This is a genomic window from Lactobacillus amylovorus DSM 20531 (genome assembly GCF_002706375.1).
Taxonomy (GTDB): domain Bacteria; phylum Bacillota; class Bacilli; order Lactobacillales; family Lactobacillaceae; genus Lactobacillus; species Lactobacillus amylovorus.
Window position 1 is genome coordinate 1,727,742 of record NZ_CP017706.1, and the last position, 12,031, is coordinate 1,739,772.

Annotated in this window: 13 protein-coding genes; 9 read left to right on the forward strand and 4 right to left on the reverse strand. The window is 37.5% G+C overall.

Annotation, left to right across the window (positions count from 1 at the left end; translation table 11 throughout):
- Window positions 1–35 precede the first annotated feature (35 nt).
- The 5 genes from LA20531_RS08900 to LA20531_RS08920 all read left to right on the forward strand — a co-directional run bounded on the left by LA20531_RS08900 (window position 36) and on the right by LA20531_RS08920 (window position 4,447).
- Window positions 36–302: a phosphocarrier protein HPr gene (locus tag LA20531_RS08900; protein WP_056939460.1), complete on the forward strand. Its 267-nt coding sequence runs from the start codon at window positions 36–38 to the stop codon at window positions 300–302.
- Complete coding sequence (gene ptsP, locus LA20531_RS08905; protein ID WP_056939461.1) at window positions 302–2,035, forward strand: phosphoenolpyruvate--protein phosphotransferase; 1,734 nt, start codon at window positions 302–304, stop codon at window positions 2,033–2,035. Before LA20531_RS08900 ends, ptsP begins: the two co-directional genes overlap by 1 nt.
- A gap of 235 nt (window positions 2,036–2,270) precedes the next feature.
- On the forward strand, window positions 2,271–2,669 hold the full coding sequence (spxA, locus tag LA20531_RS08910; protein WP_056939462.1) for a transcriptional regulator SpxA: 399 nt from the start codon (window positions 2,271–2,273) through the stop codon (window positions 2,667–2,669).
- Between the two features lie 94 nt (window positions 2,670–2,763).
- Window positions 2,764–3,510 (forward strand): adaptor protein MecA, encoded by a 747-nt coding sequence (locus tag LA20531_RS08915; protein WP_056939463.1) that lies wholly within the window; start codon window positions 2,764–2,766, stop codon window positions 3,508–3,510.
- A 76-nt stretch (window positions 3,511–3,586) separates the two neighbouring features.
- Entirely contained in the window at window positions 3,587–4,447 is an 861-nt protein-coding gene (locus LA20531_RS08920) for a competence protein CoiA (protein WP_056939464.1), read from the forward strand.
- Here the strand turns inward: LA20531_RS08920 and LA20531_RS08925 are convergent.
- Together LA20531_RS08925 and LA20531_RS08930 are read right to left on the reverse strand one after the other, a co-directional pair.
- Window positions 4,444–5,061: a DsbA family protein gene (locus LA20531_RS08925; protein ID WP_056939465.1), complete on the reverse strand. Its 618-nt coding sequence runs from the start codon at window positions 5,059–5,061 to the stop codon at window positions 4,444–4,446. The two genes, LA20531_RS08920 and LA20531_RS08925, sit on opposite strands and share 4 nt — an antisense overlap.
- Before the next feature lie 85 nt (window positions 5,062–5,146).
- Entirely contained in the window at window positions 5,147–5,755 is a 609-nt protein-coding gene (locus tag LA20531_RS08930) for a CYTH domain-containing protein (protein WP_056939466.1), read from the reverse strand.
- Window positions 5,756–5,828: 73 nt separating this feature from the next.
- Between LA20531_RS08930 and yjbM the strand changes: the two genes are divergently transcribed.
- From yjbM to LA20531_RS08950, 4 genes are all read left to right on the forward strand, one after another.
- On the forward strand, window positions 5,829–6,461 hold the full coding sequence (gene yjbM, locus LA20531_RS08935; RefSeq protein WP_056939467.1) for a GTP diphosphokinase: 633 nt from the start codon (window positions 5,829–5,831) through the stop codon (window positions 6,459–6,461).
- On the forward strand, window positions 6,458–7,258 hold the full coding sequence (locus LA20531_RS08940) for an NAD kinase (RefSeq protein ID WP_056939468.1): 801 nt from the start codon (window positions 6,458–6,460) through the stop codon (window positions 7,256–7,258). The genes yjbM and LA20531_RS08940 overlap by 4 nt, the downstream gene beginning before the upstream one ends.
- Window positions 7,251–8,156, forward strand: coding sequence for an RluA family pseudouridine synthase (locus LA20531_RS08945; protein ID WP_056939469.1), 906 nt, complete (start codon window positions 7,251–7,253; stop codon window positions 8,154–8,156). The genes LA20531_RS08940 and LA20531_RS08945 overlap by 8 nt, the downstream gene beginning before the upstream one ends.
- A gap of 104 nt (window positions 8,157–8,260) precedes the next feature.
- Entirely contained in the window at window positions 8,261–10,036 is a 1,776-nt protein-coding gene (locus LA20531_RS08950) for an oleate hydratase (protein WP_056939470.1), read from the forward strand.
- 37 nt (window positions 10,037–10,073) lie between these two features.
- Here LA20531_RS08950 and LA20531_RS08955 read toward each other — a convergent pair whose 3' ends face one another.
- Together LA20531_RS08955 and LA20531_RS08960 are read right to left on the reverse strand one after the other, a co-directional pair.
- Entirely contained in the window at window positions 10,074–10,766 is a 693-nt protein-coding gene (locus LA20531_RS08955) for a TVP38/TMEM64 family protein (RefSeq protein ID WP_056939471.1), read from the reverse strand.
- 91 nt (window positions 10,767–10,857) lie between these two features.
- Window positions 10,858–11,886, reverse strand: coding sequence for a lactonase family protein (locus LA20531_RS08960; RefSeq protein WP_056939472.1), 1,029 nt, complete (start codon window positions 11,884–11,886; stop codon window positions 10,858–10,860).
- Window positions 11,887–12,031 lie beyond the last annotated feature (145 nt).

Sequence of the window (12,031 nt, forward strand, 5' to 3'; positions counted from 1 at the left end):
AGTTTAATTTTTTAATTTTAAAGGAGATATTCATAATGGAAAAACGCGATTTTCATATTATTGCAGAAACAGGTATTCATGCACGTCCAGCTACTCTTTTAGTACAAGCTGCTTCAAAGTTCGGTTCAGATGTTAACTTGGAATACAACGGCAAGTCAGTAAACTTGAAGTCAATCATGGGCGTTATGTCACTTGGTGTTGGCAAAAACGCAGACGTTACTATCACTGCTGAAGGTGACGACGAAAAGGACGCATTAGACGCAATTGCTGACACTATGAAAAAAGAAGGTTTAGCTGAATAATGACCAAGACTTTAAAGGGAATTGCTGCAAGTGATGGTATTGCCATTGCTCCAGCATATCTTCTTGTAGAGCCTGATCTTTCATTCTCAAAATCTTCAATCAGTGATGTTGATTCAGAAGTATCACGCTACAAGGATGCTATTAAGGAATCAACTACTGAAGTTGAAAAGATTCGTGATACAGCTAAGAAGAGCTTGGGTGAAGAAGAAGCCCAAGTTTTTGAAGCTCACTTAATGATTTTGAATGACCCAGAATTCACTGGTGCTATTGAGAATGAAATTAAGGACTCCAAGATTAATGCAGAAGCTGCTCTTGATGAAACTGCACAAAAGTTCATCTCAATTTTTGAGGGCATGACTGATAATCCTTACATGCAAGAACGTGCAGCCGACGTACGTGACGTTTCAAAGCGTATCATGGCTCACCTTCTTGGCAAGGAATTACCAAACCCAGCTTCAATCGATCATGAAGTTATCGTTGTAGCTCACGACTTAACTCCTAGTGACACTGCTCAACTTAACAAGAAGTACGTTAAAGGCTTTGTTACTGATGTTGGTGGTCGTACTGCTCACTCAGCAATTATGGCTCGTTCACTTGAATTACCAGCCGTAGTTGGTACTGATTCAATTACTAAAGACGTTAAGAACGGCGATATGTTAATTGATGACGGTCTTGATGGGACTGCAATCATTGCTCCAAGCGATGACCAAGTTGCAGACTACAAGAAGAAGGGTGAAGACTTCCTTAAGCAAAAGGCTGAATGGAAGAAATTGAAGGATGAACCTTCAGTTACTGCTGATGGCAAGAAGTTTACCATTGCTGCTAATATTGGTACTCCTAATGACATGCCAGGTATATATGAAAATGGTGCTGAAGCCATTGGTTTGTACAGAACTGAATTCTTGTACATGGATTCTTCAGACTTCCCAACAGAAGATGATCAATTCGAAGCTTACAAGAAAGTTATCGAAGGCATGAACGGCAAACAAGTCATCATCAGAACTATGGATATTGGTGGTGACAAGCACCTAGATTACTGGGACTTGCCAGAAGAAATGAACCCATTCTTAGGTGTACGTGCTATTCGTCTTTCACTTAAGAACGAAAAGATCTTCCGTACCCAATTAAGAGCTTTGCTTCGTGCTTCAGCATACGGTAAGCTTGGTATTATGTTCCCAATGATTGGTACATTGGCTGAACTTCGTCAAGCTAAGGCCATTTTGAATGACGAAAAGCAAAAGTTAATCGAAAAGGGCGTTAAGGTCGGCGATGACTTACAAGTTGGTATGATGATCGAAGTTCCTGCAGCTGCTGTTTTGGCTGATCAATTCGCTAAGGAAGTTGACTTCTTCTCAATCGGTACTAACGACTTGATCCAATACACTATGGCTGCTGACCGTGGTAACGACAACGTATCATACTTGTACCAACCATATAACCCATCAGTACTTCGTTTGATCAAGCATACTATTGATGCTGCTCACGAAAACGGTATTTGGTGTGGTATGTGTGGTGAAGCTGCCGGTGATAACACCATGTTCCCAATCTTACTTTCAATGGGACTTGATGAATACTCAATGAGTGCAACTTCAATCTTACGTATCAGAAGCTTAATGAAGAAGTTTGATACTAAGGATCTTAAGAAATTGGCTAATGAAGCATGCTTCGTTTCACAAACTGCTGAAGAAAATGAAAAATTAGTCGAAGACTTAATGAAGAAGATTAACAAGTAATTTTCATATTAAATCAAAAAAGGAGACCAGTTTTGGTCTCTTTTTTGGGTCTATTTGTTAATTTTTAAATAAAACAAATAAATTCTTCACAAATAATTCACGCTTTTTCTTTAGGATATACTAGGAAATTGATATAAAAGATAAAATAGACACTTACAAAAAAGAAGTTAGTGTGTTATACTGGTTATAAGTTAAAGAACGTATACAATTATTTGTTCTGAGGAGCGTGATTTTTATGGTAGATTTATATGTATCTCCTAGTTGTACTTCATGCCGTAAAGCCAGAGCTTGGCTTGAAAAGCACAATATTCCTTTTAAGGAAAGAAACATCTTTTCTGAGCCATTAACTAAGAAAGAATTGTTGAGAATCTTGCGCATGACCGAAAATGGTACAGAAGAAATCATTTCTACCCGCTCAAGAGCTTTTCAACAATTGAAAATCAATTTAGATGATTTATCAATTGATCAGTTACTTGATTTAGTAGAAAAGAATCCAAGTCTCTTGAGAAGACCAATCATCATGGATGATCGTCGACTTCAAGTAGGTTATAATGAAGATGAAATTCGTCGATTCTTGCCACGCAATGTGCGTCGCTTAGAATTGGCTGAAGCACAAAAAATTGCAGATTTATAAAATTTTCGAAAGTGTTAGTGTTAATGCTAACACTTTTATTTTAGACAAAAAGTACGCTACAATATACTATGATGATTCATGGAGGTGAGATCCTGTGCAAGTAGATCATATTAATGAAAATACAATTAGGGTCAGAATTGATAAGGAAGAATTAGCACGTCGCGGCCTTAAAGTCCTTGATCTTTTGGGTGATAAAGATAAGATTCAACAATTCTTTTACTCAATCCTTGCAGAAGTTGATACAGATCATACCTTTACCAAGGGTGTGCCTGTAACTTTCCAAGTAATGCCAAATAATGGCGGCCTTGATTTAATGATTACTAAAGTTCAACCCGAAGACGCAAATAATTTGCGTAAGATGATGGGTGATTCAATGAGCGATGATAGTGATTCAACACAGGCGGACTCCGATTCAAGAAGAAGCTTTTTCGATCTTGATCCAAAAGACGATTTAAATACCGAAGTTGATCCGCTAACGCAAGAAGAAAATGAAGCTAATGCCAGTGCAGCTGGTAATAATAATGAATATTGGAAGTTCCAAAGGAGTCATGCATATCAATTTACTGAGTTAGGCAATGTAATTGAACTAGCTGATAATTTGAGAGTGAGCGATTTGGCTTCAAGTTTGTATTATCAACGTGGTCAATACTATTTGGAATTGGCTTTTCTTGATGAAGATTATGCTGAATTAAAGCCTGCTGATGCTTGGGCAATTGCCAATGAATACGGCATTAAGATTGATGATGAAGAAATGAACACAGTTAAAGAAACTGGTAAGTGCTTGATGAGTCAAGACGCTTTAGGTCATATTCGCTATTACTTTCTTAAACAAGCTAAATAATTAAGAATTTATAAAGAAAAAGAGACGGAAGAAAAATCCGTCTCTTTTTTGCGTAATAAAACATGGGTGAAAAAATATGTATGCAGCCATGTTAGATAAAAAATTAGTGCTTGCGGTAAGTGAAGCTTACCTTGTTAATTCAAGACAAAAGAAATTAAATCAAGAAATATATCGTTGTCCGCACTGCAATAAGAAAGTAATTCTGATTGTTTCGGAGAAAAAATCTGCTTTTTTCAAACATTTGACTAGTTACACTAATTTAATGGGTGAAAAAGAAGAACATCATCAATCAAAAATGCTGTTTAAAGCGGCATTAACTGCTGCGGGATTTGATGCGGCAGTAGAAATACCACTAGCCGATGGTCAGCTTAGAGCAGATGTGTTAGCTGCTGAAAATTTAGCATTCGAAATTCAGTGTGCTCCGTTAAGTGATGCTGAATTTAAACATCGGCATTCTTTATATCAGAAAATTGGCGTAACTGATATTTGGGTCGTAGGACAGCTCCACTATTTAAAGCACAGTTTAAAACATACGCAATTGATCTTTTTTAGGAGAAACAAAAGATGGGGTAACTATTATTTAGAAGTTAATCCAGCAAAGAATTGCTTTTGTCTAAAATTTAATGTTTTGCAAGAAGCAGTTACGAAAAAGCTTCGCTATCAAACTAAATACTTCGTACTCGATGAAATAGGTATTAGACAGTTCTGGAATTTTAGGCCGAAGTTGAAAAAGTATGTGGGCAATCCCGTTAACCAAAGAAAATATGTCCAGCGTCAGATTAAGCAGAAAAGCAAATTGGGTTTAAAAGTAGCAGAGCTGCTTTATCAACAGAAATTAAGCTTAGAGGATTTACCTAATAGTATCTTTATTAAATATCGCAATCCTGGAGATGAGAATGTATTAATCAATTACTTACAAAAAAAGTGTCTTAATTAGATGAGACGCAAGTGATTTTGCAAGGGTAGAAAATCGGAAAAGTCTTTTTCACAGCCCGGCATTAGTAGGGTAACCAAATCTTGTTGACTAACTGGGCCATCCAATAGCACGCCGTTTTGATCATCATTTTCATCAAATAAAACGATGGTTGGCGTAGATTTAACGTTCCATTGGTTGGCTAGTTTTTGATCGTCTTCAATTGAGGCTTTTAGATAATCTCCCTGTTTGATGGCATTAATCGTTGACGCTTTAATGTTCAACTTGTCGATGATTTTTTGGAACAATTCCGGTGTATATACTGAAGCATCTTTACTTAGATGTTTTTGCAATTCGTATAAATATCTGCGTGCCTTCTTGTTGCCATAGCTTAATTTAATAGCATGGTAGTTGCGCAAAGCTTCGTAAGTTGCAGTAGAAATACTGCTGATATCCGATGATTTTTGGCCATCTTGGCGTCTGCGAATCATATCATCTTTAACTAAACAAACATTAGCAATGGGAATGTAGTGGTAGCAAACATCAATCCCTAATTCATCAACAGTATTGCGAATTAGTTTTTCTGTATCAAAACAGTAAATCCCTATTGGATTGATGAATAGAAAAATCTCAAACATACTCTCGACCTCTTTGTGGTTTATTCATTGTTACTTTAGCAAGAAAAAAAATCAGTGACAAAAAATATGCTTTATTTTCTATATACTATTTTCTGTGAGCGCTTGCGCGGGCAATTTTATTTTGATTAGTGTTGGCTTTTGTTTGCTTAAAGCCATAATCATGCTCAAGTTCAGTTTGCACTTGTTTGATTAAAGCCGGATCGGTGTTTTCAATTTCCAATTCAAAATCTTGATAGCCATCAGGATAAGATGTAGCATCTAAAGTTAGTTCACAATTTTGTAGGCCGTTCATTAAAATACGACGGGTTTTACTCCAAGTGAAAAGTTGTAGTTGCTCTTTTTGGTCAGAGAAGTGTTGGTCAAGGTAGTCTCCAATGTTGCCTTGAAAATCAACGTGTTCTTGTGCAACTAGCTTTTTGGCTTGGGCATGAGTTAAATTGTCGTTGATTTCGATAACTTCATGGAATTTCTTTTGGACAGGATTAAGGTCAGGCACCTTCATTGTTTGTTCCGCATGATCAGCGTAAATTCTAATTCTGAGGCTGATGCGATGATCTTTTAACAAGTCGTCTGGCGTATCAAAATAATAATTTTCCTGAACAAAATCTGCTTTAATGGGAAAACTATTGACGATTTTTTGATAGACATCTTGTGCTAATAACGTTTTTGCTTCGATTTCACGATTTTTACTCATAATTTTTCCTCCAAACTTACGACTTAATTATATGTTAAAATTATATTGTTTGCTAAGAAAGGGATGTTTTCTCATGGACATAGATTGGGATACTTTCTTGTGGCCTTATGATGAAGCAGTTCGCGAATTAAAGGTTAAATTTCGTTCCCTTAGACAAGGCTTTTTAACTAGGGGAGAACATTCACCAATTGAATTTGTAATTGGTAGAGTAAAAACAGTAGATTCAATTAAAGAAAAAATGACTCGAAGAGTAATCAGTCCTGACGTGATTGAGACTGACATGCAAGATATTGCCGGAATTCGAATCGTTACTCAGTTTGTGGATGATATCTACAAGGTAGTTGATTTGATTCATGCTCGCGATGACATGGAGGTAGTTGAAGAGCGTGATTACATTCAAAATGCCAAGCCTTCAGGTTATCGTTCCTACCATATGGTAATTAACTACACGGTATATTTGCCAGAGGGTCCTAAGACTTTAATTGCAGAAATTCAAATCAGAACTTTAGCAATGAATTTCTGGGCTACTGTTGAGCATACTTTGAATTATAAATACAAGGGTGTTTATCCAGACGATATTTCTAAGAGACTAAAGTCTACCGCTGAAGCTGCTTATAAGCTTGATGAAGAAATGTCATCAATTAAGGATGAGGTCCAAGAAGCTCAAAAGATTTTTACCAAAAACAAGGGTAAGGAAAAATCATGAAAGTAACAATTGCGCATAATAACTATGATAAGACGCTGCAAACAGTGGCCTATTTGAAAAAATTGCTTAAAGAAAAAGGCGTCATTTTTGATGCTAAATATCCGGATGTGGTAATTAGTGTTGGAGGAGACGGGACACTGATCAACGCTTTTCATCGTTATGAAAATCAAGTTGATTCTGTGCGCTTTGTTGGTGTTCACACAGGGCACCTAGGCTTTTATACTGATTGGCGTAATTATGATGTCGATAAAATGGTTGACGCATTGCTGTTAACTGATGGCGAAGTTGCTAAATATCCATTGCTTGAAATTAAGACGCTAACGGAATCTGGTGAAACGCGTTATCATCTAGCAGTCAATGAATCTGCCGTTAAAAGAGTATCGCATACGCTGGAAGCTGATGTTTATATCAACGATGAATTGTTTGAAAACTTCCGTGGTGACGGCCTCTGTGTTTCAACTCCTACAGGTTCGACTGCTTACAGCAAGTCGCTAGGTGGTGCGGTTATCCATCCTCGCTTAAAAGCACTGCAAATGACAGAAATTGCTTCAATCAACAACCGTGTGTTTAGAACATTGTCTGCTCCAATCGTGATTGCACCTGATCAATGGATTACAATTGTTCCTAACGCAGATCACTTTGTAATGACAGTAGACGGGGCCAGAATTGATGTTAGAAATGCCAAGAAGATTGAATATCGTATTTCACATCATTCAATTCAATTTGATCGTTTTGGTCACCATCATTTCTGGTCACGTGTACAAGACGCATTTATTGGAGACAGTAAAAATGACTAGTTTATTTAAACTAATTGTGCAAGAAAGAGACCCAAAAAAATTGGGCTCTTTTTTGTTAAAAAAAGGATTTTCACATCAAGCATTGAAACATGCTCGATACAATAATGGCTTAATTTTGGTCAATCATAAAAGACGATATACCAGCTTTCGCTTGAAAACGAATGATGAAGTGATTTTTGTGACTGGCGAAGAAAAGAAAAATGATTTTTTAAAGCCGTCTAATAATCCGGTAGAGCCAGTTTTAGAAACGAAGAATTATATTATTTTGAATAAACCAGCAGGTGTGTTGTCAATTCCATCACGCTATGAGGATAATGATGCCATCGTTAATCGTTTGATGGGCTATTTTACTTGCAAGGGAGCAAAAGATTTAAAGCCACACGTAATTACAAGGCTAGATCGTGATACGTCAGGTTTAGTGCTGGTCGGTAAAAATGCTGTAGCCCATGCCCGTTTTAGTAAGATTGGCAAAGAGCGATTTATCAAAAAATATCATGCGATTGTGCATGGCAACTTTGAATCTACTGAATTAACTGGTTTAATTGATGAACCAATTGGCAAAATCGATTCAGGTGTAAAACGAGGGGTAATTCCAGATGGTAAATCTGCTCAGACAGAGTACAAGGTGCTTAAACAAGTGCCGGGAGCTAGTCTAGTGGAATTGCGCTTATTAACTGGTAGAACGCATCAAATCCGTGTTCATATGGCCTATTTAGGTCATCCCCTTTATGGCGATCAATTATATGGAGTAAAGGATTCTTTTTCCCGTCAGGCTTTAAACTGTTTTTATTTAAGCTTTCCTGATCCTGTTAATAGCGAAAAAGATAAAACCGTTGAAATTTCTGATCCAAGTGATATGCAAAATCTCTGGCAAAAGCTAATTAATAAAAAATTCTAAAGCTATTAGAATTCACTACTAAAAAACTTGCATAAAGAAAACGTTTTCTTTAAAATTAGAAGTGTAATATAAAACTATTCGTGTACAGAAAAGAGGACATCTTTATGTATTATTCCAATGGTAATTATGAAGCCTTCGCAGATCCTAAAAAGCCTGAAGGTGTAGATAAAAAGTCTGCTTACATTATTGGTAGTGGATTGGCTGGTCTTTCTGCAGCAGTATTCTTAGTACGTGATGCCCAAATGAAGGGTGAACGTATTCATGTCTTAGAAGAACTTCCTGTAGCAGGGGGTTCGCTTGACGGTGCTGATCGTCCAAATGCCGGATTCGTTGTTCGTGGTGGACGTGAAATGGAAAACCACTTTGAATGTTTGTGGGATATGTATCGTTCAATTCCAAGTTTGGAAATTCCAGGTGCATCATACCTTGACGAATACTACTGGCTTGATAAAGAAGACCCTAACTCATCAAATTGTCGTTTGATTTACAACCGTGGTGATCGTTTACCAAGTGATGGTCAATATGGTTTGGGCAAATGCGCTAACGAAATTGTTAAATTGATCATGACCCCTGAAAAGGAACTTGAAGGAGAAACAATTGAAGAATTCTTCAGCGATGACTTCTTTAAGACTAACTTCTGGTCATACTGGTCAACTATGTTTGCCTTTGAAAAATGGCACTCAGTAGCTGAAATGCGTCGTTATGCAATGCGTTTTATCCACCACATTGATGGTTTGCCAGACTTCACTGCTTTGAAGTTCAATAAGTACAACCAATATGAATCAATGGTTAAACCACTTCTTGCTTATCTTAAAGATCATGGCGTTCAATTTGAATATGATTGCCATGTACAAAACGTCGAGGTAGATCACGAAGGCAATGAAAAGATTGCTAAGAAGATCATTATGACCCAAAACGGCAAGGAAACTGAAATTCCATTGACTCCAGATGACATTGTCTTCATTACCAATGGTTCAATTACTGAAAGTTCAACTTATGGTAACCAAAATACCCCAGCTCCAATTACTCACGCTAAGGGTAGTTCTTGGAAGTTATGGGAAAACTTGGCCAAACAAGATCCTGAATTTGGTCACCCAGATGTCTTCTGTGAAAACATTCCAGAACGTAGTTGGTTTGTTTCTGCGACGGCAACTTTGGAAAACAAGAAGCTTGCCCCATACTTTGAACGTTTGACTAAGCGTAGCTTGTACGATGGCAAGGTTAACACTGGTGGTATTATCACTATTGTTGACTCTAACTGGGAACTTAGCTTCACCATTCACCGTCAACCACACTTCAAGAGTCAAAAGCCAAACCAAATTGTTGTTTGGATCTACGCACTTTACTCAGACACTGAAGGTAACTATATCAAGAAGAGAGTTGTTGACTGTACTGGTAAGGAAATTGCAGAAGAGCTTTTGTACCACTTAGGTGTTCCAGAAAGTCAAATTAGTGAAATGGCTAGTGAAGAAAACATGAACACTGTTCCTGTTTACATGCCATACATCACTAGTTACTTCATGCCTCGTCATGATGGTGACCGTCCAGCTGTTGTTCCAGATGGTTCTGTAAACATTGCCTTCATTGGTAACTTCGCTGAATCACCAACCAGAGATACTGTCTTCACCACTGAATACTCAGTAAGAACTGCTATGGAAGCTGTCTACACACTTCTTAACGTTGATCGTGGTGTTCCAGAAGTATTTGACTCAATCTACGACATTCGTCAACTTCTTCATGCTATGTACTACATGTCAGACAAGAAGAAGTTGGTTGATCAAGACATGCCACTTCCTGAAAAATTAGCTGTGAAGACCGGGATGAAGAAGATCAAGAGAACTTGGGTTGAAGAATTACTCAAGGAAGCTAACTTGATTTAATTTGAAATAAACCATAAATAAAAAGCTTGAGCGATGCTCAAGCTTTTTTTGCGTGCTTTTTAAGACTTTTCATGATTAATAAAATTACTGCGGCAATCAAGGCAATGACGATAAACATGATCACGGCCTTGATGATACGGCTGCTGTCTAAGTGCAGGATAGAGTCGCCACCGTAGGCGTAAATATAAGCAAATGGGGCAACACCAATGACAATTGGAATGATTTGCTTCTTGAATTGGTTTTTGTTAATCATGACATTGACATAACTAACCGTCGCACTCGGGATGAATGGAATCAGATAACCAATCATTAAAGCAATCATTGGATATTTTTGCGTCGTTAGCAATTTATAAATCTTGCTGTGCGAGATGTCTCTCAGATCATATAATTTCCGCAATAGTTCCATCAGAATGATCTGACCTAAGATATCACTGATCCAATTAATAATAAAGCCAAATGCCGGTCCGTACAAAATACCGTTTAACACACAGAAGATACCATTGGATAAACCAGGAATGGCTACGCAAATAGTGTTTAAAACGAATAGAAAAGCTAGATCTTCAATACCATGGCTACGGACCATTTTTACTAGCAGCTCTTCATTGTGGTGATCAAAGTTAGTCAATAATCTTAATTCAGGCAGGTAGCTTAAATACAGTTTATATAAAAGAAGCAAACCTAATATGCCGCCTAAAATAAATAAACTAATACGAATAATTTTTCGTTTCACTTCGTCACCTTCTATACATAGTCTTTAACTCTATTCTACTTTAATTTTTGACAATAAAAAAGCTATGACGCTTTTGCCATAGCTTGAAAAATTATTTAGTGAATAAAACGCGGGTACCTTCAGGCACTTCGATATCTTTTTGAATAAGGGTTAAAGTTCCAGTACCGCCGTTTCTCAAATAAAGAGTTGCGTTATCAGAATTTTGGTTTGCGGCTACCAGGTATTTTTCGCTTTCGTCCCAGTTGAAGTCACGTGGGAAGTCGCCAAAAGTTGAAACGCGTTGAACTAAGCTCAAAGTATGATTATCGCTTACTTTGAAGACGACGATTGAGTTGTGGCCGCGGTTAGAAACATAAATGTATTTGCCATCGTTACTGATGTAAACGGCAGCAGCACCGTTATGGTCGGTAAAGTCGTCTGGAATAGTCTTGTAAGTAGCAATATCTTCGAAGTCCCAGGTGTCTTCGTTGAATTTAACTACATTAATCTTGCTGGAAAGTTCACCAACAACGTAGAAGTAGTTGCCATCTTTAGAAAAGACGATGTGACGATCGCCAAAACCAGCTTCGTTTTTGTATTGTGCCAAGTGCTTTAATTCATTATTTTCAAGGCGATAAAAATCAACGGTATCATTGCCCAAGTCGCAGCAAACTAAATTGCCGGCAGGAGTTTCGTCGAAGAAGTGTGGGTGAGGACCATCTGCTTGTTCTGGACGAGGGCCTAAGCTTTCAGGCTTGTGGGTAGTGGTAGTGATCAAGTCAAGCTTGCCACTGTCATTATAATGAAATACTGATAGAACTGCGGTGTGGTAGTTAGCAGTGTAAAGCAATTTCTTATCACGGTTGATGCCTACATAAGCTGGTGAAGAGCCAGATGTTAAGTAGCGATCAACTTCGTTTGAGCCGCCTTCATTTACTTTAAAAACGCTAATGCCGCCCTTGTCACCGGCATTATTGATTGCAAAAATTAAATCGCCATCTTTTTGGAAATAAGTAGGGCCGCCAACGCTGACAATGTTTTCAGCCTTGCCTAAACGAGCATCGTTATTTTCACCAGTAAAGGGCAATTCGTAAATTCCTTTTGAAGTTTTTTTAGTATATCCTCCGATTAAAACCTTCATATATGGCCTCCAATTTGATATAAAGAAATATTAACTAAAACAAGTATACCATGGGAAATGGAGGCCTGATTATGACTATTTCGAATAAAAAGTGATACAGTTAGAACTATAAGTATAAGCGAATAATTTTTGTTAGGAGGCGTAT